The sequence below is a fragment of the Vibrio sp. QJM3NY_35 genome (genome assembly GCF_057785915.1).
Genome location: NZ_CM173508.1, coordinates 1,328,515 through 1,353,652 on the forward strand (window position 1 = coordinate 1,328,515; position 25,138 = coordinate 1,353,652).

General features: G+C 44.9%; 24 protein-coding genes, 3 pseudogenes and 1 riboswitch. Of the genes and pseudogenes, 23 read left to right on the forward strand and 4 right to left on the reverse strand.

Features of this window, described 5'->3' with window-relative positions:
* The first annotated feature begins 292 nt into the window (after positions 1–292).
* The 7 genes from AC3CH3_RS21270 (at position 293) to thiM (ending at position 6,700) form a co-directional block, all read left to right on the forward strand.
* Complete coding sequence (locus tag AC3CH3_RS21270; protein WP_488538355.1) at positions 293–1,321, forward strand: DUF4382 domain-containing protein; 1,029 nt, start codon at positions 293–295, stop codon at positions 1,319–1,321.
* A 141-nt stretch (positions 1,322–1,462) separates the two neighbouring features.
* A riboswitch (TPP riboswitch) is annotated at positions 1,463–1,574 on the forward strand.
* Between the two features lie 96 nt (positions 1,575–1,670).
* Positions 1,671–2,564 (forward strand): bifunctional hydroxymethylpyrimidine kinase/phosphomethylpyrimidine kinase, encoded by an 894-nt coding sequence (gene thiD / locus AC3CH3_RS21275; RefSeq protein ID WP_488538356.1) that lies wholly within the window; start codon positions 1,671–1,673, stop codon positions 2,562–2,564.
* Positions 2,554–3,312 (forward strand): ABC transporter ATP-binding protein, encoded by a 759-nt coding sequence (locus AC3CH3_RS21280; protein WP_488538357.1) that lies wholly within the window; start codon positions 2,554–2,556, stop codon positions 3,310–3,312. The genes thiD and AC3CH3_RS21280 overlap by 11 nt, the downstream gene beginning before the upstream one ends.
* Positions 3,305–4,120: an ABC transporter permease gene (locus AC3CH3_RS21285; RefSeq protein WP_488538358.1), complete on the forward strand. Its 816-nt coding sequence runs from the start codon at positions 3,305–3,307 to the stop codon at positions 4,118–4,120. Before AC3CH3_RS21280 ends, AC3CH3_RS21285 begins: the two co-directional genes overlap by 8 nt.
* Positions 4,121–4,239: 119 nt before the next feature.
* Positions 4,240–5,196, forward strand: coding sequence for an ABC transporter substrate-binding protein (locus AC3CH3_RS21290; protein ID WP_488538359.1), 957 nt, complete (start codon positions 4,240–4,242; stop codon positions 5,194–5,196).
* Positions 5,197–5,204: 8 nt separating this feature from the next.
* The gene (tenA, locus tag AC3CH3_RS21295) at positions 5,205–5,885 is read left to right on the forward strand and encodes a thiaminase II (RefSeq protein ID WP_017109110.1); all 681 of its coding nucleotides are present in this window, start codon (positions 5,205–5,207) and stop codon (positions 5,883–5,885) included.
* 29 nt (positions 5,886–5,914) lie between these two features.
* A complete protein-coding gene (gene thiM, locus AC3CH3_RS21300) occupies positions 5,915–6,700 on the forward strand; it encodes a hydroxyethylthiazole kinase (protein WP_171313269.1) in 786 nt (261 codons plus the stop codon).
* Between the two features lie 137 nt (positions 6,701–6,837).
* Here the strand turns inward: thiM and AC3CH3_RS21305 are convergent, their stop codons facing one another.
* Positions 6,838–8,781, reverse strand: a complete 1,944-nt coding sequence (locus tag AC3CH3_RS21305) for a methyl-accepting chemotaxis protein (protein ID WP_488538360.1) — start codon at positions 8,779–8,781, stop codon at positions 6,838–6,840.
* A gap of 262 nt (positions 8,782–9,043) precedes the next feature.
* On the opposite strand from AC3CH3_RS21305, the gene thiE reads away from it, so the two are divergent.
* Positions 9,044–9,661, forward strand: a complete 618-nt coding sequence (gene thiE, locus AC3CH3_RS21310; RefSeq protein WP_488538361.1) for a thiamine phosphate synthase — start codon at positions 9,044–9,046, stop codon at positions 9,659–9,661.
* A gap of 130 nt (positions 9,662–9,791) precedes the next feature.
* Here thiE and AC3CH3_RS21315 read toward each other — a convergent pair whose 3' ends face one another.
* Both AC3CH3_RS21315 and AC3CH3_RS21320 read right to left on the reverse strand, forming a co-directional pair.
* Positions 9,792–10,136 carry a hypothetical protein gene (locus AC3CH3_RS21315; protein ID WP_019821797.1) on the reverse strand — a complete coding sequence of 115 codons (345 nt, stop codon included), beginning with the start codon at positions 10,134–10,136 and terminating at the stop codon, positions 9,792–9,794.
* A gap of 405 nt (positions 10,137–10,541) precedes the next feature.
* On the reverse strand, positions 10,542–11,444 hold the full coding sequence (locus tag AC3CH3_RS21320; protein WP_019821796.1) for a LysR family transcriptional regulator: 903 nt from the start codon (positions 11,442–11,444) through the stop codon (positions 10,542–10,544).
* A 138-nt stretch (positions 11,445–11,582) separates the two neighbouring features.
* On the opposite strand from AC3CH3_RS21320, the gene AC3CH3_RS21325 reads away from it, so the two are divergent.
* From AC3CH3_RS21325 to AC3CH3_RS21350, 6 genes and pseudogenes are all read left to right on the forward strand, one after another.
* Positions 11,583–12,011, forward strand: a complete 429-nt coding sequence (locus AC3CH3_RS21325) for a PACE efflux transporter (RefSeq protein WP_488538362.1) — start codon at positions 11,583–11,585, stop codon at positions 12,009–12,011.
* A gap of 182 nt (positions 12,012–12,193) precedes the next feature.
* Positions 12,194–13,183, forward strand: a complete 990-nt coding sequence (locus tag AC3CH3_RS21330; RefSeq protein ID WP_488538363.1) for a helix-turn-helix domain-containing protein — start codon at positions 12,194–12,196, stop codon at positions 13,181–13,183.
* A 277-nt stretch (positions 13,184–13,460) separates the two neighbouring features.
* Positions 13,461–14,221, forward strand: a pseudogene (locus AC3CH3_RS21335) (amidohydrolase family protein).
* A gap of 83 nt (positions 14,222–14,304) precedes the next feature.
* Entirely contained in the window at positions 14,305–14,850 is a 546-nt protein-coding gene (locus AC3CH3_RS21340; RefSeq protein WP_488538364.1) for a DUF3299 domain-containing protein, read from the forward strand.
* Positions 14,816–14,968, forward strand: a complete 153-nt coding sequence (locus tag AC3CH3_RS21345) for a hypothetical protein (RefSeq protein ID WP_488538365.1) — start codon at positions 14,816–14,818, stop codon at positions 14,966–14,968. Before AC3CH3_RS21340 ends, AC3CH3_RS21345 begins: the two co-directional genes overlap by 35 nt.
* Before the next feature lie 115 nt (positions 14,969–15,083).
* Entirely contained in the window at positions 15,084–16,292 is a 1,209-nt protein-coding gene (locus AC3CH3_RS21350; protein WP_019821785.1) for a carbohydrate porin, read from the forward strand.
* Positions 16,293–16,388: 96 nt separating this feature from the next.
* Here the strand turns inward: AC3CH3_RS21350 and AC3CH3_RS21355 are convergent, their stop codons facing one another.
* Complete coding sequence (locus AC3CH3_RS21355) at positions 16,389–16,856, reverse strand: hypothetical protein (protein WP_019821783.1); 468 nt, start codon at positions 16,854–16,856, stop codon at positions 16,389–16,391.
* 370 nt (positions 16,857–17,226) lie between these two features.
* Between AC3CH3_RS21355 and tnpA the strand changes: the two genes are divergently transcribed.
* From tnpA to AC3CH3_RS21400, 9 genes and pseudogenes are all read left to right on the forward strand, one after another.
* On the forward strand, positions 17,227–17,538 hold the full coding sequence (gene tnpA, locus AC3CH3_RS21360) for an IS66 family insertion sequence element accessory protein TnpA (RefSeq protein ID WP_488537056.1): 312 nt from the start codon (positions 17,227–17,229) through the stop codon (positions 17,536–17,538).
* Positions 17,535–17,888: an IS66 family insertion sequence element accessory protein TnpB gene (gene tnpB, locus AC3CH3_RS21365; RefSeq protein ID WP_261893880.1), complete on the forward strand. Its 354-nt coding sequence runs from the start codon at positions 17,535–17,537 to the stop codon at positions 17,886–17,888. The genes tnpA and tnpB overlap by 4 nt, the downstream gene beginning before the upstream one ends.
* Before the next feature lie 59 nt (positions 17,889–17,947).
* Positions 17,948–19,495, forward strand: coding sequence for an IS66 family transposase (gene tnpC / locus AC3CH3_RS21370; RefSeq protein WP_488538346.1), 1,548 nt, complete (start codon positions 17,948–17,950; stop codon positions 19,493–19,495).
* A gap of 93 nt (positions 19,496–19,588) precedes the next feature.
* Positions 19,589–20,593 carry a Solitary outer membrane autotransporter beta-barrel domain gene (locus AC3CH3_RS21375; protein ID WP_488538366.1) on the forward strand — a complete coding sequence of 335 codons (1,005 nt, stop codon included), beginning with the start codon at positions 19,589–19,591 and terminating at the stop codon, positions 20,591–20,593.
* A 118-nt stretch (positions 20,594–20,711) separates the two neighbouring features.
* A pseudogene (locus AC3CH3_RS21380) lies at positions 20,712–21,377 on the forward strand (PAS domain S-box protein); the annotation flags it as partial.
* A pseudogene (locus AC3CH3_RS21385) lies at positions 21,377–22,276 on the forward strand (HlyD family secretion protein); the annotation flags it as partial. The pseudogenes AC3CH3_RS21380 and AC3CH3_RS21385, both read left to right, overlap by 1 nt.
* Entirely contained in the window at positions 22,266–23,285 is a 1,020-nt protein-coding gene (locus AC3CH3_RS21390; protein ID WP_019821772.1) for a DUF2955 domain-containing protein, read from the forward strand. The pseudogene AC3CH3_RS21385 and the gene AC3CH3_RS21390, both read left to right, overlap by 11 nt.
* 22 nt (positions 23,286–23,307) lie before the next feature.
* Positions 23,308–24,408 (forward strand): AI-2E family transporter, encoded by a 1,101-nt coding sequence (locus AC3CH3_RS21395; protein WP_488538367.1) that lies wholly within the window; start codon positions 23,308–23,310, stop codon positions 24,406–24,408.
* Positions 24,409–25,068, forward strand: coding sequence for a potassium channel family protein (locus AC3CH3_RS21400; protein ID WP_488538368.1), 660 nt, complete (start codon positions 24,409–24,411; stop codon positions 25,066–25,068). It begins immediately after the preceding gene.
* Positions 25,069–25,138: the final 70 nt, after the last annotated feature.

Here is a 25,138-nt window from a genome sequence, read left to right on the forward strand (position 1 = left end):
CTTTCAATCCCTGCCTCCCATTTTTTACTCAACGACTATTTCAACACAATTGACAGCACCTTTGCCAAATATGTGTTGCTACTGACAATTTACTTACTAGACTTAATTAACCTATGTGCGACTTGATATGTGCACCTTGATGAACAGTTTTTTTGGATGAGGAACGCCCTGAATAGTAGGGATATAAACATCAAACAATAGCGCTGTTTATTTATGGGTCACAACAAGAAAAAGAATAAGAGGGCACTCGAATAAGCCCTTTATTGAGCAGTGATTTTATAGGAAATGAGTTATGAAATATTTAAAGGAAACGGCTTTAGCGAGCCTTGTGTTGGCAGGGCTTGTTGGTTGTGGCGGAGACTCAGGATCATCAAGCAGTACGACACCCATTACCTTAAGCGTGAGTGATGCGCCCATTGATGATGTTAAAGACGTCACCGTGACATTCAGTAAGGTCGCTTTACTTCCTCAAGGGGGAGGTTCGCCACTGATATATGATGTGTATAAAACGGACGAAAACGGCGACTACGTTGATGAAAATGGCGATCCATTGCCAGATGGTGAGGATCCGATTCCATTAAGTGTGAATTTGTTGGATTACCAAGGCAGCGATGCGCTCCCTTTGATTGAAAATGAGGTAGTTCCAGTAGGTAGTTATAAGTTGTGTGTGTTTGCTCATGATGGCGATCACCCGAAACATCCATCTTATGTCGTAGATGATAATAATGTGGAACAAAAGTTAACGGTGAAAGGCGAAGGCGCGTGCCCGCAAGGTGTGGGTAAAGAAGACAACGCTGGCGTACTTTACTTTAATAACTCATTTAATGTGAACCAACAAAGTAATGATTTTGTTGTCGAGTTCGATCTACGACGCGGCCTAAAGAACAGTTCGACTTTCCCTGATTACACCATTCAAAGAACGTCTGTAAGCCTTATTAATACGGTTGAGACAGGAAACATTGAAGGTACTGTTTCGAGTACCACTTTTGAAGCTTGTAACCCTACAAATGATAATACTTATGTTCAGTCGGTGTACTTGTATGAAGGTAATGTCGACAAAGCTGACATGGCACCAATTGGTGGTACAGCGGAGAAAAAACCGATTACTTCAGCTTCAGTGACAATGAATCAAGCACAGACCAACTATGAGTTTTCCCTTGGTTTCATCGACCCAGGTACTTACTCATTAGGTTATACCTGTACTGCGCAACACGACAGTGATGAAGACAATGCTGATCCGGTTGCTGATGGTTTTGAAATATATGAAGCTCAAAATGGCGTGCAAGTAACCGTTGGTCAAGACAGCCAAGTGTCATTTTAGATTGCTGATTTGATTTACCATGCTAATAAATACGGCCTCCAATTTTGGGGCCGTTTTTGAATCTGCTAGTGATAATTCTAGGGTAAATCTTATAATTGAATAAAATCAGTATCTCAGTTGTGAGAGTGCTGTTACTATCGCTATCAATAGTCGGGGGGCATATACCTTATTTGGTGTTTGCTGAGATCGTTAATCGAGACCCGTTGAACCTGATTCAGTTAACACTGGCGTAGGGAACTATAAGCACTCGATCTACGTCTGCACCCATGAAAACTTTCATGAGTCTAATGCGACTTCTCCTTCGATCGGTGTTCGTTCTCCTACGTCTTGTAAGATAGTAGGAGCGACAATGACACACAGTTCTATTTCAAAAGATTTAACGCCCAAAGCCTCAGTTTCACAGCACTCTGCTGATGGTTCGATTCGAACGAACACTCCGATTGTATTGACGATCGCAGGCTCAGACAGTGGCGGCGGTGCAGGTATCCAAGCTGATATTAAAGCTATGTCTGCGACCGGTAGTTTCGCTTGTTCGGTAATTACCGCTATCACTTCCCAGAACACGCAAGGCGTTTCCGCCATTTTTCCTATTCCACTCGACCATGTCGCTAGTCAGTTAGATGCAGTGTTTACTGATCTCAATATCGTGGCAGTAAAAGTCGGCATGTTGGCTGATTCGCAAATCATCAAAGTCGTTGCAGACAAAATTAAGCAGTACCAACCTAAACACTTAGTGATTGACCCTGTGATGGTCGCGACAAGTGGTGACCTTCTCTTAGAAAACTCTGCTATTACGACGCTAAAGCAGGAACTGATTCCGCTGGCAGACATCATTACCCCTAACTTGCCAGAAGGCGCGGCGTTAACAGGCAAAGCTGTCCCTGAAAGCGAAGCCGAAATGCAGGGCATGATTGAAGACTTACGCGCACTGGGCGCGAAAGCCGTTCTTCTCAAAGGCGGCCACTTAGAGAAGGATGAGAACAGTAACGACTTACTGATTCTACCAACCGCATCTGCTCTGATTAGCGCTAAACGTTTTCCTACCAAAAACACTCATGGCACGGGTTGTACGCTCTCTTCTGCGATTGCTTCTTTCTTAGCGCAAGGCAACACGCTCTCAGACGCTGTTGACCTAGGAAAACAATACATTTCTCGCGCGATTGCTCACGCTGATGAGTTACAAGTCGGCCAAGGTCATGGGCCTGTAAATCACTTCTTCGTTGGACACGGTAATGTCCGTTAATACGGTTGGTGTTCAACTCAGCAATGCCTCCTTGCGTTATAACGACAGTGAGCACGCGACCTTGTCTAGGTTGTCGCTTAGCTTAAACGCAGGTAAGTGGACGGTATTGTTGGGTCGAAGTGGCTGCGGGAAAACCACGGTATTGCGTTATCTGGCAGGCTTGTTGGACGACAAGGTGGAGTGGCAGGGCACATTGGCAACGTCTGATGAATTGCCTTTAACGGATCGCATCGCATACATGGCACAGCAAGACTTGTTACTGCCATGGTTGTCGGTTATCGACAATGTTTGCCTAAGTCATCGCTTTCAAAATCCAGCTTCTGATAAAGCACAGCAAACCAATCAAGCACTCGAGTTGCTCGCTGCGGTTGGTTTGGCTAGTCACGCGTCTACTATGCCAGATCAATTGTCTGGCGGTATGCGTCAGCGTGTTGCTTTGGCTCGCACCTTAATGCAAGACAAACCAGTGGTGTTGATGGACGAACCTTTCTCTGCGCTGGATGCGGTAACAAGACACAAGTTACAGAGCTTAGCGTGTGAACTGTTAAGAGATAAAACCGTTGTGTTGATCACCCATGATCCACAAGAAGCGGTGCGTTTGGCGGACAACTTGTATGTGTTGCAAGGCACACCTGCGAATGCTCAGTCTTTGTCTGTGCCTAACACGGCGACACCACGAGTGTTAGATGGTGAATGCGCTGAGTTACAACAAGCGATCTTAGATCAGTTGGAGCGTGACTATGAATGATCTAACGCGAAGTGAAGCTGTGGCTCGTTCAACCAACGCGCAGGTTAGCACAGCACATCCTCGTCAGATGAATCCCGTTATGCGTTTGGTCATCAGTAGTGCTGTGATTCTTGGTTTGTGGCAAATGGTGGTGGTTATCTTCGAGATGCCAAGCTTCATTCTGCCAGCTCCCGCAGAAGTCTTTCTTAAGCTGATTGAACGCTACGATGTGTTACTCAAGCACACTTGGGTGACTGCGCAGGAGATCTTACTTGGTCTATTGCTCGGTTTATCCATGGGGCTGTTTTTCGCCCTACAGATGTTGATGTTCGAACCGCTGAAACGCTGGTTGTTGCCTATCTTAATTGCTAGCCAAGCGATCCCTGTGTTTGCGATTGCGCCAGTATTGATGTTGTGGCTGGGTTATGGCATCGCGTCAAAGGTCGTCATGGCGGCGATCATTATCTTCTTCCCCGTGACCACTTGTTGTTACGACGGTCTGCGAAATACACCGACAGGTTACCTTGATCTTGCCAAGACCATGGGTGCATCGAAATGGCAATTGCTCCGCTATATCCAACTTCCTGCAGCATTGCCAACATTGGCGTCTGGTATTCGTGTTGCGGTGGTGATAGCCCCAATAGGCGCAGTCGTCGGTGAGTGGGTAGGCTCCAGTGAAGGTTTAGGTTACTTAATGCTACAAGCCAATGCGCGCATGATCATTGATGAGATGTTTGCGGCCTTGTTTATCTTGGCGGTGCTGTCTATCTCGCTCTATTTCATCACAGACAAGTTACTCAAAAAAGCCATCCCTTGGGAGAACCAGTGATGGCTTGCTCAATAACACTTTGTTTAATAAGGCTTCGCTCAACGCTATTTATCTAAACAAACCTCATTAAAAATTAGCTCTATAAACACAATAATAATATTCAAAAGGAAAGGTTAACTATGAAAAATACCAAATTGATAGGTGCAGTGGCACTGCTTGCTTCGCTAGTTTCAGGTCATGCTCTAGCGGATTCTGAACAAAAGAAACTGACATTGATGTTGGATTGGTTTGTGAACCCGAACCATGGCCCGATTGTTATCGCTCAAGAGCGTGGCTACTTTGCTGAGCAAGGCCTAGATGTTGAAATCCAAGAGCCAGCTGACCCAAGCACACCAGCGAAACTTGTCGCAGCAGGTAAGGTCGATTTAGCCGTAACCTACCAACCAAGCCTAACTATGGATGTAGCAGCAGGTTTGCCTCTAGTTCGTGCATCAACCCTTATCGCGACACCACTGAACACACTAATGGTGCTGGATAACGGTAAGAACGATTCGCTAGCGGATCTGAAAGGCAAGAAGATCGGTATTGCGATTGCTGGCAACGAAGAAGCGACTATCGGCACTATGCTAGCGCAAGAAAATGTTGCGTTTACCGACGTGCAAACCATCAATGTCGGTTGGGCGCTTTCGTCTTCATTAGCATCGGGCAAGGTAGACGCGATTTGGGGGGGGTTACGTAACTTCGAATCTAACCAGTTAGCACTTGAAGGCTTTAAAGCGAAGGCATTCTTCCCAGAAGAGCACGGTGTGCCCGCTTACGATGAGCTGATCTTTGTTGCGAACGCAAAGCAGCACGATGATGAAGCGATCAAAGCGTTCAACAAAGCACTTGAGCAAGCTACGACTTACATCGTGAACCACCCACAAGAGTCATGGAGTGAGTTTGTGGCGTATTCACCAGATACGTTAAACAACGAACTTAACCAACGTGCATGGAACGACACACTGACTCGTTTTGCACTTCGCCCTTCAGCAGTTGACCTAAAACGTTACGACGATTACGCGCAGTTCATGTTCGACAAAGGCATCATCAAATCACTACCAAAAGCCGCTGATTACGTACCGACTTTTGACTAAGGAATATCATGAAATACCAAGACTTAATCCAAGCCTGTCAGCAAGATTGGCAAGACTACACCGAGCATGATTTTGTTAAAACGCTGGCAAACGGCACTCTTGCTCAGCCGTGTTTTCTGCATTACTTGAAGCAAGATTTTTTGTTTTTAAAGCAGTATGCCCGTGCTTATGCATTGGCAATTTACAAGGCAAAGACACTGGCTGACATGCGTCGTGCACTGCCTAGTGTTCATGCTCTGCTAGATTCTGAAATCTCTCACCACGTGACTTACTGTGGTCAGTGGGGTTTAACCGAATCGGATTTAGAAAACGAACCTGAAGATTTCGGCACAGTTGCCTACACGCGCTACGTTCTAGATGCGGGTATGACAGGTGATCTTGTCGACTTATATGCGGCATTGGCTCCGTGTTCAATTGGTTATGCAGTGATTGGTAAAGCGCTGTTAGAAAGCAGTGATACTGTATTAGAAGGCAACCCATACGCAAGCTGGCTGCAACTGTACGGTGGGGAAGAGTTCCAGTCTGGCGTAGCAACGGGCGCAGAGTATTTCAATCAGTTACTGGCTGAAATTGATATCAACAGCGAGCGCGGTCAGAACATCGTTCATATCTTCAAAACCGCAACACGTATGGAAGTGGCTTTTTGGCAGCAAGGCTTGAATGCACTTAATGACTCAACCGCAGCTTAAAAGCGACTTTCACGAATAAGGATTAATCCATGTTAACTGAACAAATCATCCAATCGCTGCGCGCAGTACGAGAGCAAAAACCACTGGTTGTGAACATCACCAACTATGTAGTGATGAACAATACGGCCAACGCGTTATTGGCGATTGGCGCTTCGCCTATCATGGCGCACTCACAGCAAGAGCTGGCAGAGATGATGTCTTTCTCTGGCGCTTTGGTGATCAACATCGGCACGCTCGACAGTGTTTGGACGCCAAGAATGTGTTTTGCTGTTGAGCAAGCAAATACGAACAACAAGGTTGTGGTTCTTGACCCTGTGGGTTGTGGCGCAAGTACGCTGCGTACCGAGACTTCTCGTGAAATTGCACGCTTAGCCGACAAGTTGATCATTCGTGGTAACGCGTCTGAGATTATCGCGTTAGCGGGCGAGCAAGCGCAGAGCAAAGGCGTTGATGCGCTAGATAGCAGTGATGCAGCATTAGGCGCAGCGCAATGCTTAGTCGCTGAATACGGTGCGAATGTGGTGATTTCTGGTGAGACGGATTACGTTGTCACTAAAGACAGCGTTGTTACGTTAAACAACGGACATCCAATGATGCCGTATGTGACGGGTATGGGTTGTACTCTGACTGCATTAACGGGAGCTTTCGCTGCTGTTGGAGATGAAAGTGGTTTAGCGGCAGCAGCGGTATTGGGTGTGGTCGGTGAAATTGCTGCTGAGAACTCACGTGGCCCGGGTAGCTTACAGATGAACTTGCTTGATGAGCTGTATCAACTAGATGAAGAGACGTTGATCCAACGTTTGAAGGTTCAGTAGATTCAATCTAGATCTGCATTCGTAGCTTATTAAAAAGCCCTCAGCACATATGTGTTGAGGGCTTTTCTATTATTGCTTCAAAACCGTATTAACTCGTCGTCGTATTAGCTATCTCGTTATATCAGCAATTGGTTTGGTTAGGTTCTAAATCGATTCACTTGGCTTTCTAAGTGATGAGCAACTTCGGTTAAGTCGCTCGCTGCACCTGAAATGCTGCTTACAGACTCTTGGTTGCTCTGCGCGATGGTATTGGCACCTTGCGCGTTTTCACCCAGTGACTTGGTCAAGCAATCTTGCTCATCTACAGATACTGCAATCTGGCTGTTAGCCTGATTCAGATCTTGGATGTGTTGGTTAATCACATGCAAATTCTGAGAAGCTTGTTGTGCCTGAGTTGAAGCATCTGAAACCGTGCTGTGGCTCTCTTTGATCGACTCTAACGCATCTTTAGCGCCACGTTGTAACGAGGTGATGAGCTCATCAATTTGGCTAGCAGAATCTTGGGTACGCTTCGCGAGAGTTCTTACTTCATCGGCTACGACAGCAAATCCACGACCTTGCTCACCTGCACGAGCGGCTTCGATAGCAGCGTTCAATGCCAACAGGTTAGTTTGCTCAGAAACGCCTTTGATGACTTCAAGAATGGCACCAATGTTCATCGACTCTTTGTGTAGGTCCGTCACTTTCTGGCTGCTGACCTGCATGCTTTCATCGGCACTGCCAATTTCATGCAGTGTTTTGTCTACTTCTTTTAGTCCCATCGCCACATTCTCAGTTGCTTGGTTTGCAACTTGAGACGCGTGGTTAGCACTTGCAGCAATTTCTGATGTGCTTGAAGCCAATTGATCAACGGCAGAAGAGATATTGATCATCTCATTGTTCAACTGTGTTGCGTTGGTCGAGCTGTTATTGGTCACTTGATTCAGCGACTCCGACATCTCACCAATACGCACACTAGATCGGTTCACTTCGCCAACGATATCGCGTAGAGATTCAATGGTAATCTCCATGTTGGTCAGCAGTTCGCCGATCTCATTTTTGCTCTCTATGTTTACTTCGACATTCAGATTGCCTTGAGAAAGTTCGTTGGTGATCTGCTTAACCTGTGCAAGCCCTTTAGTAATTGAACGAGTAACCAAAACAGCGCTTGTCATACCAATGATTAAAGCCACACCCGTTAGCAAGAAGATGATTTGAATCGAACGTTTTTCACTGGCTTGCAGTTCAGGCGTCAATGCTTGTTTCTGTTGCTCTAGAATGCTTTGAGCATCCGCGACTGCAATAGCCAAGCTGTCACCAATCGAGGCAAGAGTCGCGGTTCTTTGCGTGTTCTCAATCATCTGTTGATGAACTTGCTCAAAGCCTTTTGCATACGCTTCGCGCTGGTTAGAGAAGTCTTCAATAAGCTCGCTTTGGTAAGGGGATGATTTGAGAGACTCAATGTCGCCTTCAATACCTGGCAGCGCGTATTCAAAGATATCTTTACCCGCTTCATAGGTTTTTAGGTCGTTGTTGTTTGAGTAACTCAGTACAGTGATCTTGGCTGCGAGGAAGTTCTCCATCAACATACCCGCGTATAAGCTCGCGTTTGGATCGTTGTTGTTGTAAGACTCATACAACAAGCTCTGAGCGGCTTTGAGGGCGTTGGTTTCTCGTTTGACCATCTCGACATTCACCAATTGGTCGATGAGCAGCTGGCTCTGTTTCATTGAGCCATAAGCCGTGTCAAATGCCGCCACGCTGTCTTGCACTAATTGCAGACTAGCGAGGCTATCGGTTTTGGTGGTGGTTTGGATTAAGTTGTTGAGTAGTTCATCAATCGCGAGTTTGCTTGATTGATAATTCGTTTCGTATTGCTCATCCAATGACTCTAAGTAACGTTCAGAGGCTAAACGCATCTGAAGAAAGTGCACTTGAATGTTGCCTGACAGTGTCGCTTTCTGGCTGAGCTCACTGTATTGACTAAAGCCGTTCGACAAGGTTTGGATACCTTTGTAACTCACAAGGCCTGAAATGACGAAAAAGAGTAAGCAGATGGCATAACCAAGCTTGATCTTAAACGCTATAGAAAGGTGGCGCATAACTATCCCTATATTTACCTGATTCCTTCACTGTGGAGTATTTCATAAAACAGCGTTCTGGGCATGCTTGAAGTGAATTCTTTGTGTAATAAGTAACGATTTAGTTAAAAAGTTCAGGTTTTTCGGCATGCTTTCAACGAGTTGCGTATTCGATGGTGCGTGTGTAATTGAGCTAATTTAGTATTAACTTCCATGCACATGATGCGATTTGTCGGTAAAATAGTGCAACGCCAATTTTAGACATCGACTCCAAAGGTACGATATGAACCCTTATAAGCTCTATTTAGTAACGGATGACCAGCAAGATTTAGAAACGCTTAAGTTTGTGGTTGAACAAGCGGTTGCGGGTGGCGTCACTATGGTTCAAGTAAGAGAGAAACATGGGGATGTAAGAGCCTTCATTGAACGAGCACAAGCCGTAAAGTCTATTTTGGTTGGCTCAGGTGTTCCGCTGATCATCAATGACCGAGTGGACGTTGCATTGGCTGTCGACGCCGATGGTTTGCACTTAGGGCAATCGGATATGCCTGCAGAGTTAGCCCGTCAGTTGATTGGTCCGGATAAGATTCTTGGGTTATCGATTGAAACTGAGCAACAGCTTCAAGAAGCCGATAGTTTGCCGATCGATTACATTGGCCTCAGTGCGCTTTTTGCCACACCGACTAAGACAAATCTTCAGAAACATTGGGGCTATGATGGAATTAAAATGGCGTTGGAGACAACGAAGCTACCGATTGTGGGTATCGGTGGAATCAACGAGTCGAACATTCCGCAGTTGGTTAAGACTGGTATTCATGGATTAGCCTTGGTATCAGCGATATGTCACGCTGAAAGCCCAAAACAAGCGACGCAGGATTTGCTATCTCTGATGGGAGAGTGAAGGGGGGAGTAGAACTAGAAAACAAATGAGGTTGGTCATCTGTTTTCTAGTGGAAGCACAAGCACAGAGTTGTGCTACATGTGTTTATCGATGGAGCATTTAAGGTGCTCTATCTAACACATCGTTTGGTCTATTGAATGCACAGAGCAACCGTGCCGATGACCATAATAACGATCGCAGCGTACCAACCGTATTGTGCAGTTTTATCAGCAACAAACACCTTAATGTAGTTGATCTCTTCATGCGCCATTGCGATGAAGTCCGTGTAGTTAATCGACAACTCACGGCTAGCCTCTTTCAGGTCTTGTTGAAGCTTGTTGAAAGACTCATCGATGAAGCCCTTTGTTTCCGAAGCAGACGGAGTAGCAGTTAACGCTAGGCTATTCCAAACCGCCATACGCGATTCATATTCGCTTTCACTGACACAATTAAGTACGCGTAAATCATACTCTCGTTTGTTACGCTCTTTACCCATTTTCTCAGGGCAAATATTTCTTAAAACGTTCACGACAAATTTTCCAAAAGGTTCATTTAGATATAAAAAAGCACTCAAAGAGCGCTCATAAACTGGGTGCGAATCAATATTCAAAAAGTGATCTATTTGAAACCGATATAAGCGACTGCAAGGCAGGGCGTTTATCTGGGAGATTTGAAGTTGGGTCAGTGGTGTTAAAGAGCGATTTGGGTCTGTCTAAATTCATTTGAAAAGACAAACCCGTTGGGATCGCAGTGTAGTTAGGTCACTTTTGGACATCAACTAGGGTGTTCTATCCAGACGACAAAGATATTTATCGGCAAGATAAGCAGAAATGAGGTAGCAGTGGTGAGTTCCACGCCGATATTGAATCTCTGAACTGACGATGTTTGAAGATTAGGGAGCTTAGTTTGCCTGCCATTGATTGTATTGCAGTGAGTGCCTCTTAAACTGCTCGATAAGGCTGGTGAGAACTGGGCCATTGATGTGGCTGCGAGACACCAAACAACCCACTGGAGTAATCCAACCACCATGCTCGTGTGAGACAGGTAACGCCACAAGATCGCCTTTTTGAATGCCTTCCATCACCATCATTTCAGGCACATTTGCCCAGCCAACGTTCTGTTCAACGAGATCGATGATCGTTTTGTGGTTGTTGGCATACCAAAGCATCGAGCTAATACCGTAGGTGAACCACAGTTCGCGCTGCTTTGAACTGCGATGCACACATTGGCGATAACGCTTTAGATCTGAGTCTTGTACTACCGACATTTGGCTGAGTTCGTGAGTGGCGGAGCTAACCGTAAGAAAGCGGGCTTGGCCCAGTAAGAAGAAGTCCATATCCACTTTAAGTTCACCATCCGCATAGATGATGCCAATCTGCGCTTCGCCACGTCTCACCAGGTCTTCAACATCGAAGGTTGAGGTGGTAATGATATCGAAGTGTGTGATTGGGAACTGATCGGCCAGTGAGCTGATTATCTTAATGAAATTCTTATCTATGATGCTTTCATCAACCGCAATGATCAGTTCGTGCTCATCTTCTTGGGTCAGCGATTCTACTTTTTGGTCGAAGTACTTTTGCTGGTCAAGGATCGACTTGGCCACAGGCAATAACGCTTTACCTTTGCTGGTTAAAACGGGGATGTTTTTCTCTCGGTTAAACAGCTCTTGGTCGATGGCAATTTCTAGGTTGGCGATCGATTGGCTGACTCCAGACTGAGCGCGTTTCAGTTTGCGAGCGGCGGCAGAGAAAGAGCCACTTTCACACACAGTGACGAAGACTTTTAATTGCTCAAAACTGTACATTTTATCTCTCGCTCAATACTAAAGGGGGTAATAACTCCTAGGCTATCACTATTCGTGATGGCTGTTAACTTTCTCTTATTATTTCTGGTGGCATAATCTCGACCAATCCAACACGTAATAGATTATTTAGAGGAATGTATGAGTACGTTAGAAAGAGTGTTCCACTCTGTGTTATTTGAAGTACTGGCCGTAACACTATCAATTATAGGCTTAGCGATATTTACTGATCATGATGTGAATGCCTTATCAGGAACCATGATAGTTGTTGCGACCATCGCCATGATTTGGAACTACTGTTTCAACCGCATTTTTGATCGCTACTTCACGGGTGAAAAATCAAAGCGTTCGCTCAAGTTACGTGTTTTTCATGTCGTGCTATTTGAGGCAGGCTTGCTGGTGGCGACGATCCCAGTGATGGCTTACTTACTTGATGTGGGGATTTGGCAGGCATTTTTAATGGATATCGGCGTGACCATTTTTATTACCATTTACGCGTTTGTGTTTAATCTGATTTATGACCATGTTCGAGCATTCTGGGTACGCAGAGGGGAGCTAGCCGCTCAGTAATCTACCAAGTCAGTAAACACTATTTTGGCCACTAACCGTTTGTTTATTCGTTATTTTGACGGAGACATTCGGTTAGTAGGCCTAGGTAACCCATCGTTTGTTCTGCTATCTTAAATAAGGTGATAATTAGAGTTCTAGAAAGAACAGATTAAGAGGAAAGGATGCCAAATACCTCTTAGATAATGACAGTGGTAGATAAGAAGGAAGTCGAGCTGTTTGCGGAATTGTTCAAACATATCGATGGTGAAATCTACACCTTGTTACGCAGTGCCAAAATCCCCAATGACATTCTCACCAGTAGCGACCATTACGAGTACCTCCCTGAGAGCACCATTAAAAACGTGGTCAAAATTATGGGTGAGTCGGCGTCACGAGAAGAGTTTTCACTGTTTATGTGGAGCTTTTGCAAACAAACCTATGTGCCAAGGTTCGTCGCTAAACTAAGTCATCAGGATTCGCTAAAGAGCACGCTAGACCAATTTGGTGAGCAGTTGAAGCTCGTATCCAATGGTGCGAATGTCTATACCAAGCCATCCGGAGGCAAGTGGTGGTTGGTTCGCGAGAAGCCATTTACTAACGCACCTTGGTTTAAGTTCGCTGAACTGTTCTCTGTTATTTTCATTAACGAGCTACTTTCAGTATTAACGAAAGGTCGTTGGAAGCCGTCTGAGGTCGGAATTCAGAATGGCGACCTCGAATGTTTTCAATCTCTACCACAAATGGGCAGTGCTCAGTTTTATACGCATAGACCGGTCACAGCTTTTGAGATCCCTGAAGAAATCATGCTTGCGCCTATCGTGTTGTCAAAGAGCGGCCATACACCTGAACTAACCACGCCTCTACCCAACTCATTTCTGAGCGCATTCAAACTTGTGATTAAACCTTATCTCACGATGGGGAAGCTCCCAATTAGCTTGGCATCTGAAATTCTGAATATTCATGTCAGAACCATCCAACGCAGACTAGAAAACGAAGGTGTCGTCTATAAAACCTTGATAGAAGAGATGGTGCTCGAGCAGGTTTTGGAACTGCTCACGCAGTCGGATTTGTCGATTACTCAAATAGGCACAAAGATGGGCTACGCTGACTCCTCTCATTTTACACGTGCCTTCAAACGACAGATGAACATGACACCAAGACAGTATCGAAAAGAGCGGCTACAACAACGCTAATAGAAGTTGTAGCCGAAATAACGACTGTATCGAAATCATTACGTAAGCAGGACTTGATCCGCATAATTAATCATTGTCACCAAATGGCCATTTTTCAACATTGAATACTGTCAGTATCACTACTAAGTTATTGAATGTTGATGAGTTGTTTTATCTTGTTGTTTGCGAGTGTCGCGGGTAATGAAAAACACCTTTGAAACCTCATAACACTCATTAGTAATTACGGAATCGTTATGGGAAGTGGATTCCACTCATTTATGGATAACAAGGTGTAAAAATGAAAAATACTGGCTTAAAGCTCTCTGTTGTGGCTCTTTCGTGTTCATTTGCTCTTTCTGCAAATGCAGCATCAACGCTATTTACTAACGTCGATGTGTTCAATGGTACTGAAAACAAATTGTACGAAGACCATCATGTATTAGTCGAAGACAATCTCATCAAACAAATCTCTGTGAGCCCGATCGAGGCTGGTGACGCTGTAGTGATCGACGGCGAAGGCAAAACGCTAATGCCGGGTTTAATCGAAGGCCACGGACACTTACTGCTGAACGGCGGTAATCTAAGTGACCACGAAAACAACCGAACGATCGAAGAGTTAGCCGCGCGAGCGACAGTGAACGCGAACGCCGCGTTTCAATCGGGTTTCACCACGTGGCGTGATGCTGGTGGCTTGAATACTGGCTTACGTAAAACAATCGATTCTGGCATGTTGCGGGCCCACGACTTTACACATCATGCGCATTTATTGGCCCGACGGGTTCGCATGCCGATTTTAGTAACCTAACCACGGCTAACCAACACTTCTTTGGTTCATCAACCAGTATGGCTCGAAATAGCGTTAGCTTTAATGCCGACGGTATTACCGAAATCAAAGCGGGTGCATACGCTGATATCATTATTGTTGAAGGCAACCCACTTGAAGACTTGTCAGTGATTGGGGCAAACGAAAAATGGTTTGATGCAGAGCCGCGCAGCCCTGAAATCGACACCATTAAAGTCATCATGAAAGATGGCAAAGTCTACAAAAACACGCTGTAACTCAGTTCGACAACTCAGTTAAAAAAATTAAGCTTTAATGGGTGACCTATTTGGGTAGGTCACCCCTCTTCAAGGTGTTCTATATGCAAAAAATGCTTTCTCTTATCCTGTCAATGGTATCACTGACGACCGTTGCTTTACCTACTTTTGCTGAAACAGCGATGAATCTTGAGTGGCAAGATCTGAACTCAGAGTCTCACGAAATGAAAGTAGAAATGCCGGATCTAACCGATCAACAAATGCGTCTATTACAAGGTGTGATAGCAATGAGTGCATCAGAGGAAGAGCAAGTTCAACAACAGGTTTTATTATTCAAACAAACGCTAAAAGAGCAGGGTGTAGACGCAGACGAAATGATCGCACTGCGTGATGAATACATGCAAACCATGAAAGCAAACGCCGAAGCCATCACGACAGAGTTTGATAGCAAGAAAGTACGAGTTCCCGGTTTCATCGTTCCACTGGAGTTCTCCGAGGGCATGACCGCAACCGAGTTTCTGTTAGTGCCCGTGGCGGGTGCGTGTATTCACATGCCACCACCACCTGCAAACCAGATTGTGCGCGTGTCTTTCCCTGAAGGCTTTAAGGTACAAAATGTTCAGTACCCAGCCAGTGTGGGTAGAAGGTGACTTTAGCTCGAACAAAGTGACTGAAGAGGTCTTCCTAGTCGATGGTAAAAGTAACCTCACTATGGGTTATGAAATGAAAGCTTCGATGATCGAAGACTATTATGAAAAAGAAAATTAATGGTTGTCATCAAATGACAATTTTCAATGTGAGTAATAACTAAAATAAAACTAACTTAAAAAGCACTGGTGACATGATGAACTCAAGATTCTCTAAAATAAGTATGGCTATTGTGATGGCGGCAAGCCCAATGAGCGGCGTTGTTTACGGCGCTAACTTTGAAGGCCCGGATTCTGTTGAAAATACAATTGCAGAGCAGAAAGCACAAAAGAAATCTTGGAGGGAGTCATTAGCTGAAGATGGTTTTACATTTGGTGCAGATTACTTTGCTTTGGGGCTGACCTCAGGGGATGGAGTTGGCGGCGATAGCGTTGATGCATCGTCGGGTGTGGCACGATTATACGGTTCATGGCATCTATTCGGAAAGGACACACAGAACTCAGGTAGCCTGGTTTGGAAGGTGGAACATAGGCATGCTTATGGTGATACTGCGCCAAAAGAGTTTGGTTTTATAGGTTCAGACCAAATTGGATATGTAGGTTTGATAGCACCGGCTTTCAGTGACCAAGGGTTTCGTGTTACGGACTTAAATTGGAAGCAAAAAATCAACGATGGCAAAGGCACTATTGTTGTCGGTTGGCAGGATGTGACGAACTATGCCGATGTTTACGCCCTAGCAAGCCCATGGTCTGGTTTTACTAACTTGGCATTCTCGACAGGCTCTGGTGCGATGGGCTTACCTGATGATGGTGTATTGGCCCTTTCTGCTGGTCATATGTTGGGCGAAAATTTTTATGTCGTAGGTGGTATCGCGGACGCAAAGGGGAAATCAGATGACATTTTTGATGGCTTTGATACTGCCTTTGGTAGTGATGCGTCTTACTTCACCACACTGGAATTAGGTTGGACGGCTTCGCAAGAGCAGATCTACACCGATAACTTCCATGTGACTTTTTGGGATTTTGGTGACGATACGCGCCATAACCTCGCTTACCCAGACCAAAATAATACTGACGGTGGTAAAGGTGTGAACTTCTCATGGAGTCAGTTCATGACTGATCAAGTGATGCCGTTTGTACGTGGTGGTATCTCTGAAGGGCAAGTCGCGCTATATGATAAGTCGCTGAGTGTTGGTTTCGGTTATTTCGGATTAGGTAAGCCAACAAACAATCTTGGTGTAGCTGTCAATTGGTCTGAATTGAATGAAGAAATTCTGCAACCAGTCGCAAATTCAGACGAGCAGTGGACTGCGGAGATCTACTACAACATGCAGTTTGGTGACCATTTCCAAGTAACACCTGACATCCAGTACATAAAGGATCCTGCATTCTCCAATGAAAGCAGCGCTTGGGTATTCGGTATTAGAGCGAGAGTCTTTATCTAACTTCTCTGCTGGTTAATCGCTGAAACGTAAAGAATATATGTAAAAAGTGAGCCTTGATAGGCTCACTTTTTCGTCTTAGGTGTGTGTCAAAAGCGACTATGCTTTTTCGGCTTTGGGCGTGTCATCAAGTGCGAAGTAGATCTTTGAAACAACAATCTCTGCGACCAAAATCGTGAATACCACAGCGAAGAACGCCACCACACCATTCCAAGGGCCTGTGAAGTCTACCTTGTCTCCAAATAAGATATTGATGGCTTCCAACATCACAAACTTAGAGCCCACCAAAATCACGTAACTGGATAAACCGCGATAAATCTTAGGCGCAGTCCCCGGTTTAGATTTGAAGTAATCCGCCAGCTTATGTTCTAAGCCGATAGACAATTTGAGTAGGAGTTGAAGCAAAATCGCAGCTGCAAATGAGATGGTGAATGATTCGATATTGACGAAGTCCCAGTATTCATCAAAAAAATTAAGAACCGTTAAATCGACGAGTACCGCAAGCGTGTATCCGACAAAGAGTCGTTGGGGTGTATTAAATCCATATACTTTTTCTATATTGCTCATCTACTTCTTCCTGAGTAAAGGATTATAAAAAACTTAGGAGTTAATCTTATAATTTTCAAACGCTTATTGTTTTATATGCGAAACAGGTCTTAAAGTCGGCTTGGCGTATTATGGTAAGTAAGGGTTTTAAGAATGATCCAAGATAAGACTCCAATTTAGACAGGGCGCATATGATTATTCATTTTAGAATCCAAGACGTAGAAGAGCTTTGGGGATCCATCGATTTGGCAACGCTCTTGCAGCTGGAACTGAGAGCAGTATCAACCACACCGTTAACTCTCTGATTGAAAGTAAGCGCTCCATAAACCCCGCATTCTAATCGCCTAACACGAATAATAAGATCAAGTCTCCAACCATGAGGAGATTTGAAATGGGAAAACGACACACTAAACAAGAATGGCAAACGCTTATCGAACAATCTGAATCGAGTTCATTGTCAACGATCGCATTCTGTAAGCTCAATGAACTCAATCCCTCAACGTTTTATGCTAAGCGCCAACAACTCAAAAAAGCGGATGTATCTCAAGGCTTTGTCCGAGCAGAGGTCGTCGAAAAGACAACGAAATACCAAGCTCAAATAGCAACCGCTAACATGACCCTTCTCGTCAATGATGTTGAGCTGAGTATTCCTCAAGGCACGCCTGCAACCTACCTAGCAGAGCTCATCGGGGCGCTGTCATGAAACGCATGCTGAGCGCACCAGACATTTATCTGTATCGTGAGAGCGTCGATTTTAGAAAGTCCATCAATGGCCTCGCTGCAATTATCGAAAGTGACACCGATTTACCCTTGGGGAGTGGCGCACTGTTCCTGTTCACCAACAAACAGCGCGACAAAATCAAAGTGTTGTACTGGGATAAAACAGGCTTCGCCCTGTGGTATAAGCGCCTCGAAAAAGCCAAGTACAAGTGGCCATCAAAAGAGAAAAATCAGGTATTTACCTTGACTCAATTTGAGCTTGATAGGCTGCTTTCTGGCTTCACAATTATCGGCCATAAACCTGTCACAATAAACGATTTTACAATGACTTAAACGATAATAAAGCCTTATCCACCAAGCGTTAACGGCACGATTTTAGTATAATCAATGTCATGAAAAAGACACTAAATATCGACCCAGAAAGTCAAGATATTGCCGAGCTACAAGCGATGGTGAAAGCACTGATGCTCTCGAATGAGCAGAAGGAATCACAATGGCAACAAGAGCGTCAATCGCTGCTTGAACAACTCAAGCTTGCCTTCGACCGTCAATTCGCGAAACGCTCGGAGGCGTTAAAGCCTTACGATGAATCTCAAGGAGATCTCTTCAACGAAGTGGAATGTGAAGCCGCTAAGGAAGAAGAGGTTGAGGTCACGACCACGACCACGACCATAACGAAGAAGCGTGGTAAACGTAAACCACTTCCAACGACCTTGCCTCGAGAGGTTATCGAACTCGATTTAGACGACCATGAAAAGCAGTGTTCATGCTGCAATCATAACCTACATAAAATCGGCGAAGACCGCAGTGAGAAATTAGAGTTCACACCAGCAGTGCTTAAAGTGCAGGAATATGTCCGCCCTAAATATGCGTGCCGCGAGTGCGAGAAAACAAAAGACAATAGCCGCATCGTTCAAAAGCCAGCCCCGCAGAGTCTTATCCCTAAGAGCTTCGCGACAGAAAGCTTGCTTGCCAATATCATTCTGGGTAAATACCAATACGCGATGCCACTTTATCGGCAAGAGTCGCTGTTTAATCAGTCGGGTATCGAGCTATCACGCACCACCATGGCAAGGTGGATTATCCAAGTCAGTGAGAAGTTCGAACCTTTATATGAAGCGCTGAAAGACCATCTTCTTCAACAAGTAGTGGTTCAAGCGGATGAAACGCCGCTTAATGTGCTCAAAGAAGAGAAACAGTGTTACATGTGGCTCTACTGCTCGGGCGCCGACTCACCCGAAGCCGCACTACCGAATATGAAAAATATCGCCTTGTACGACTACCAAAACAGTCGCGCGAGGGCGTGTCCCGTGGACTTTTTAGGTGACTACAACGGTTATCTACAAACCGATGGCTACGCGGCTTATGATGGTCTGCATCACGTCACCAATGTAGGGTGCTTAGCGCATGCTCGTCGCAAGTTCATGGATGCGAAGAAGCTTCAAGGGAAAGGTAAATCAGGCAAGGCTGATAAGGCGCTGGCTAAAATCCAAAAACTCTACGGGATAGAATCACGCTTAAAAGGTGCGCCTGCCCAAGAGCGAAAAGCAGAGCGTCAAGCGTATGCCAAACCGATACTGGATGAACTTTACGAATGGATGACGACCCAGAAAGTGATAGGCTCTAGTGCACTAGGTAAAGCGATAAAATATACGCTCGGACAATGGCCAAAGCTCATTCGTTATATCGACGATGGTCACTTATCTATCGATAATAATCGCGCTGAACGCGCAATTAAACCGCTGGTCATTGGCAGAAAAAATTGGTTGTTCTCTGACACACCAAACGGTGCTGGTGCGAGCGCGATGCTTTACAGCATCGTCGAGACCGCGAAAGCCAACGGACTTATCCTCTACGACTATCTGGTCAAGTGCATGAAAGAGTTGGCGAAAGCAGAGCCTGATATCGACGCACTCCTACCTTGGAACTTCAAACATTAGTAATATCGCCCCGTGGGTTCATGGGGCGGATACGATTGAAATAGTTAAGTTACCAATTACACTTGAAGCATAAGTTTGAATGGAGTCAACTTAATGCTTTCACCCCAATCGCTGTATTCCTCTTCTATTGCTCTGATCTTAACTGGCCTTTTTTCATCCTCGGCCTGTGTCTCAAATGAAGCGATTCAAAATCGTTTAGAGAAGATCTTCGCGGCTTCTATTGCGTTGACTGACAGCGATGCCGTATCTATAGGCTTTGTTGATTTTGACCCTAATTCATTTATCAATTTGAACGACAATGGTTTCGGCTCCGATAAAACCATCGATACTCGAAGCCAAGTGAGTGTGGGCTCCATTCCTTATTCTTCGGTGATTAACACCGATGATCCTGATCTTGACCTTATTTGGTCTGTGCGAGGGTCTTATGCGCTTTCTGAACAGGATATTGAAATCTCACCGGAAGTGACCTCTGACCGTCGTGTTAACCCAAACAAAGACTCAGTATTGGGCCTGTATGGCTTTTTCGGAGGGCAAAACCATTTAAACCAGTATTGGTCTATCGCCTATGGGTTAGGCACTCACTTGCTCTATTACCGCAATAAATACGAATACAACAACAGTTACTCTCAAGCATTTCAATCTCAGCTAGACGGCTACGCGTTAAATACCTCAGCGTGGGCATTGATTGGTGAGCCGTCGGTCAAACTCAAGTATTTAAAGAAGCAAGAGTGGGGAAGCTGGAATGTCTCTTCTCGAGTGCGTTATTTCTATGGGACTGGATGGGGTGAAGCGAACGATGGCGATATCGGCAACCCTGAAGGGATGCGATTTATTAATGAACTAGAGTTTAGGCAAAATGTTGCGCTCGATGCTTGGTCGTTAAACAACCCTCAGGTCCACTATAACTTTAGAAGAATCGATATAGCAGGGGATTTAACGGATCCTTTAGATACACACTATTACTATGAATTCGGCGCTGGGTTGGTGTTCGATGTCCCTTACGACTCTTACTTCTTTGATAACTTCGGTGTCGGGATTAACTTCAATTATGGCAGCTCACTCAGCGGTGGTAGTTTGCTCTTCTTACTCAATAATTAGCATAAGTTGTTGATCTTCAAAGTACCCATATAATTTGAATTTGTATGTGTCGTAAAATGGTAAATATCTTAATCAAAACTTAGCCATCATAGTCATTCGCCCATCACCAGAGCAAACTATGAACAAGTTAAGTTATGACCGAAAAATGCCGCTATACGTGGTGTCTGCACTTGTCCTCAATATGGCATTTAGCTTGTGGTTGCTGAGTATTGCTTCTACGCCAGCCATGGTTTTTTCGGTGTGTGCGTTGTTTTTACTTAGCACTCTTATTACCGCACGCCTTTATCGACATGAAATGGCTCAAAGCAAGAATAACTTGTCGGAAGCGATCATTGATGGTGTCGCAGGTTTTATTGTCCTCGATAGTCAATTGAGAGTCATACAAGTGAATCAATAGTTCTCTCGGGTTTCAGGTTATGCCTTTGACCAAGTTGAATCTCGTCCGATTTCTGATCTCTGTTTTATGAATAACAGCAGCCTAATCGCGACCATTACTCGCTCACTGAAGGAAAACCAGAGATGGAAAAGTGAGTTGAGTGGCGTAAGTCGACTTGGTGAGCAGTTTACCGTTAACGTTGTAGTGGAAAAGCTAACCGAAATCCTGCCGCACAATAATAAGTACGTGGTGACCTTTACGGATATTAGCCGACGTAAGATATTGGAGCGTCGATTAAGAATGCTGGTGGAAACCGATTCACTGACAGGGTGCTGGAATCGACGCCGCTTTGATAACGACTTAAAACATTATTCAAACCTGGCAGAGCGTTATGGTTACACGCATTCGATATTCTAGTTCAACCTAACCAATTGGTTAATCAAGGCGACAAGCTCGCTATTTTAGACGATTCTGATTATAAAATTGCCGTACAACAAGCTGAGCAAAACTTAGAAATTGCTGGCCAAAATGTCGGAGCTCAAACCGCGAGCATTGCTTCAGCTCAAGCGAAGCTCACGTCAGCGATGGTAGAGAGACAAAATACCAAGTTACAAGCCAAGCGTGTTTTAGAGATGGCTGACAAAGGTGTGGTTTCTAAATCCGATGCGGACAAAGCGCGAGCTTCACTAGCGACGTCTCGAGCGGCGGTTGTAAACGCGGAAGCAGACCTTGACCGTGCTAAGAAGCAAATGGGTAAAGAAGGTGAAGAAAACAGCCAAGTAAAAGCGGCGTTGCTAGCTCTTGAACAAGCTCAATTGAACCTAGAGCGCACTGTGATCACAGCGCCGACGCAAGGTGGTGTTTCTAACTTTAGCCTGTCTGAAGGTTTTTATGCATCAGCAGGGCAAGCAATCATGACCTTTGTTTCAACGGAAGATATCTGGATTGAAGCTTATTATCGCGAGAACAGCCTAGGTAACGTCACGGTCGGTGATGAAGTCGAAGTAGCGTTAGATTTTGCACCGGGCAAAGTGGTAAAAGGCCGAGTCAGTAGCATCGATTGGGGTGTTGATTGGGGACAGAATGATCAAGCAGGTAAGCTTGCGCAAGCCAACCAGCAAACGGGTTGGTTGCGTCAAACACAGATGCTTCCTATCACCATTGAATTTGATAATGAAGAAGTGACAGGCATGCTCCGAGTAGGTGGACAAGCGGATGTGATTGTTTATAGCGGCGATAACTTTGTGTTCAACGCGATAGGCAAGGTATGGATTCGTTTGATTAGCGTATTGTCTTATGTCCGATAAGCCGATTCCTGACCAACAAACACAGCAACGGATCCTGCGATTTACGGTCGGGGTCACGTTGGCTGTTTTCTTGGCGGCGTGGATAAACTGGCCACTTGCGTTTGTGGCGCCAGTGTTCACTGCTAAGTTCTTAATTGATAAACCAAATCTCCATAAGGAAACGGTCTACGAATTGCTCTTGGCCGTTGTGGTGACAATGGGGTTAGGTTTATTGCTGTCGCGAGGAATTACCCATTATCCAATCCCATTGCTGATTTTAGTGGGGCTAATGATGCTTTGGGGCTACTACTTGTTTGTCGACCCAAAATGGAACCTGTTCGCCACCATACTGTTGATTGCCGTGTTGATGTTGCCATTTATGGCGATTGATAACCCTGGCGTATCAGTAATGCTGGCCTCTGGCCTAGCGACCTCTGGTGTGGTTTCAGTCATGCTTTTTGCGTTAGTGCATGTGTTTTTCCCTGAGCCTAAATCGGAGTTCTCAGGCTTCGCTGCTGCGCCACTCGAAAAGAAACAGCGTTGGTATGCGGCCTTTAGGGCGATGATTATCTCCTATCCAGTGGTTTGTTTTTTCTTTATTTTTCAAATATCTGAAGCTTTGCTGACAATGATGTTCATTGCGTTGTTATCGTTGATGATTACGTCAGAGAAGTCGATAAAGTTGAGCGCTTTTCTGGTGATAAGTAACGGTATAGGGGGATTACTGGCGATTGCTGCTTTTTCAATTCTTTCTATAGTACCCAATATTGTCTTCTATTCTTTGTTTATAGGACTTATTGCCATTCTTATGGCTACCAAGATCTACACGGTTCCCGAAAAAGCACCTATTTTCGCCACTGCATTTAGTACGTTGCTCGTACTGGTTGGTAGCACATTGATGAGCTCCGGTGATATCGATAGCAACACCCTTATACGCATATTCCAATTAGTGTTAATTGGAATATATATGATTTTGGCTTCTCTATTCCTAGAAACACGGAATTGGAAGTTCCTACAAAATCAGCCTTAATTTTGTCTAACAAGGACGTCTCATGAAGTTAACCGATGATTTTTCAAAACAGGCGATAGACGCTGCCATCAAGATCGCAGCGATTGCCATGCTCGTGTATTGGTGTTTTTCGATTTTGCGCCCATTCATTCTTTTGGTGATATGGGGTGCGATCATTGCGACAGCCTTGTATCCAGTGGCGGTCGCAATTTCAAATAAAACCGGGATGTCGAAAGGTAAAGCCAGTGCATTGCTGAGCTTTATTGGTGTGATTCTATTATTTATTCCTTTGGCGGCGCTTTCTTCTGGTATCTACACCAGCGCGACTGACCTGATGACAGGGCTTCAAGATGGCACATTGTCATTGCCTAAACCGAAAGAGTCCTTACAAGATATTCCATTAATAGGGGAAAAGGTTTATTCAACCTTGGTTGCCGCCTCGAACAATATTGAAGGCACTTTCATAAAGTATGCAGACGAAGTTAAACAGTTCGCGACGAAAGCGGCTTCTGTTCTTGGCTCGCTAGGTGGTGGCTTCATTCAATTTATCATCTCGACCATCATTGCTGGTGCGTTCATGAGTAATGCCGATAAATGCCAAACGGGTGTGACTCACTTAGTGGCGCGCTTAACAGACGGCAAAGGAGAAGAGCTGGTACAGCTCTCTAAATCGACCGTGCGCAGTGTTGTGCAAGGTGTGATTGGTGTTGCTGTGATTCAATCCATGATGTCGGCAATCGGTTTGGTGATTGCAGGCGTTCCAGCGGCTGCGTTTTGGGCGCTAGCTGTACTGCTCATTGCGATAATCCAACTTCCACCGATTCTTGCGCTATTACCTGCGATCATTTACATGTTCAGCGTTGAATCGACACTGGCGGCGAGCTTGTTCTTAGTGTGGTGTATTTTAGTGAGCGGCAGTGACGCTATCTTGAAGCCAGTACTACTGAGCCGTGGCTCTCACATTCCAATGCTGGTTATTTTATTGGGTGCATTGGGTGGAATGGCGATGTCAGGCATTGTCGGTTTGTTTGTTGGTGCCGTGATTCTGAGTTTGACCTACGAGCTGATGATGGCGTGGCTTGGGCTTGAAGAGAAGAACCAACAAGAAACTGAGAAAAAACCAGTAGAGGCAGAGGAAAAATAGATGAAGCCAGTCTCTAAAGACGACAACTTCTACTTCTTATTCTATGCACTGTTGGTGTTGTTTTTTGGTTGCGCGGTGATGCAGCAGTTTTACCCGCAAGGTCAGAAAACAATCCTATTTCTCATCATAATTACCTTAGCGAGCTCAATTGTTGGTATCAATAGAGAGCGAGCCTTGTATCGATCTTGGTATGGTCTGTTGTTGATAACAGCGTCCGTATCAGGTGTATTTTCGTTTTTGGAAGGTTATAACCTGTCGATAGTGACGTTATCGGCGTTGGCTGCGTTTTTGTTCTCCCACATCTACTCAGCGTTAAAGCAGGTGATGAAAGCAAAAACGGTGACGCCCAATCATATTATCGGGTCAATCTGTATCTACTTGCTGTTAGGCTTTGCTTGGTCGACTATCTACTTGTTGATTTTGGAAATTTTTCCTAGTGCATTTAACGGTTTAGAAGAGAAAGTCTGGTTAACGAATTTGTTCAATGCGATGTACTTTAGCTTTATCACTCTGACCACTGTTGGCTATGGAGACATCTCACCAGCTTTACCTATTGCTCAATTCTTTGTGTTTATGGAATCCATTATTGGTAGCTTTTACTTAGCCATAATGGTAGCGAGCTTAGTGAGTATTCGGCTCGCACAGTCTCAATCCCAATAGAGCGCATATAAAGAAGCCCGGCAATTGCCGAGCTTTTTCTATTTGATGAGCTTCAAAGTTTCTTTAAGTT

Coding starts and splice junctions, on each gene's coding strand:
- AC3CH3_RS21270 (WP_488538355.1), top strand. CDS start 293: ATGAAATATTTAAAGGAAACGGCTTTAGCGAGCCTTGTGTTGGCAGGG.
- thiD (WP_488538356.1), top strand. CDS start 1,671: ATGACACACAGTTCTATTTCAAAAGATTTAACGCCCAAAGCCTCAGTT.
- AC3CH3_RS21280 (WP_488538357.1), top strand. CDS start 2,554: ATGTCCGTTAATACGGTTGGTGTTCAACTCAGCAATGCCTCCTTGCGT.
- AC3CH3_RS21285 (WP_488538358.1), top strand. CDS start 3,305: ATGAATGATCTAACGCGAAGTGAAGCTGTGGCTCGTTCAACCAACGCG.
- AC3CH3_RS21290 (WP_488538359.1), top strand. CDS start 4,240: ATGAAAAATACCAAATTGATAGGTGCAGTGGCACTGCTTGCTTCGCTA.
- tenA (WP_017109110.1), top strand. CDS start 5,205: ATGAAATACCAAGACTTAATCCAAGCCTGTCAGCAAGATTGGCAAGAC.
- thiM (WP_171313269.1), top strand. CDS start 5,915: ATGTTAACTGAACAAATCATCCAATCGCTGCGCGCAGTACGAGAGCAA.
- AC3CH3_RS21305 (WP_488538360.1), bottom strand. CDS start 8,781: ATGCGCCACCTTTCTATAGCGTTTAAGATCAAGCTTGGTTATGCCATC.
- thiE (WP_488538361.1), top strand. CDS start 9,044: ATGAACCCTTATAAGCTCTATTTAGTAACGGATGACCAGCAAGATTTA.
- AC3CH3_RS21315 (WP_019821797.1), bottom strand. CDS start 10,136: ATGGGTAAAGAGCGTAACAAACGAGAGTATGATTTACGCGTACTTAAT.
- AC3CH3_RS21320 (WP_019821796.1), bottom strand. CDS start 11,444: ATGTACAGTTTTGAGCAATTAAAAGTCTTCGTCACTGTGTGTGAAAGT.
- AC3CH3_RS21325 (WP_488538362.1), top strand. CDS start 11,583: ATGAGTACGTTAGAAAGAGTGTTCCACTCTGTGTTATTTGAAGTACTG.
- AC3CH3_RS21330 (WP_488538363.1), top strand. CDS start 12,194: ATGACAGTGGTAGATAAGAAGGAAGTCGAGCTGTTTGCGGAATTGTTC.
- AC3CH3_RS21340 (WP_488538364.1), top strand. CDS start 14,305: ATGCAAAAAATGCTTTCTCTTATCCTGTCAATGGTATCACTGACGACC.
- AC3CH3_RS21345 (WP_488538365.1), top strand. CDS start 14,816: ATGTTCAGTACCCAGCCAGTGTGGGTAGAAGGTGACTTTAGCTCGAAC.
- AC3CH3_RS21350 (WP_019821785.1), top strand. CDS start 15,084: ATGGCGGCAAGCCCAATGAGCGGCGTTGTTTACGGCGCTAACTTTGAA.
- AC3CH3_RS21355 (WP_019821783.1), bottom strand. CDS start 16,856: ATGAGCAATATAGAAAAAGTATATGGATTTAATACACCCCAACGACTC.
- tnpA (WP_488537056.1), top strand. CDS start 17,227: ATGGGAAAACGACACACTAAACAAGAATGGCAAACGCTTATCGAACAA.
- tnpB (WP_261893880.1), top strand. CDS start 17,535: ATGAAACGCATGCTGAGCGCACCAGACATTTATCTGTATCGTGAGAGC.
- tnpC (WP_488538346.1), top strand. CDS start 17,948: ATGAAAAAGACACTAAATATCGACCCAGAAAGTCAAGATATTGCCGAG.
- AC3CH3_RS21375 (WP_488538366.1), top strand. CDS start 19,589: ATGCTTTCACCCCAATCGCTGTATTCCTCTTCTATTGCTCTGATCTTA.
- AC3CH3_RS21390 (WP_019821772.1), top strand. CDS start 22,266: ATGTCCGATAAGCCGATTCCTGACCAACAAACACAGCAACGGATCCTG.
- AC3CH3_RS21395 (WP_488538367.1), top strand. CDS start 23,308: ATGAAGTTAACCGATGATTTTTCAAAACAGGCGATAGACGCTGCCATC.
- AC3CH3_RS21400 (WP_488538368.1), top strand. CDS start 24,409: ATGAAGCCAGTCTCTAAAGACGACAACTTCTACTTCTTATTCTATGCA.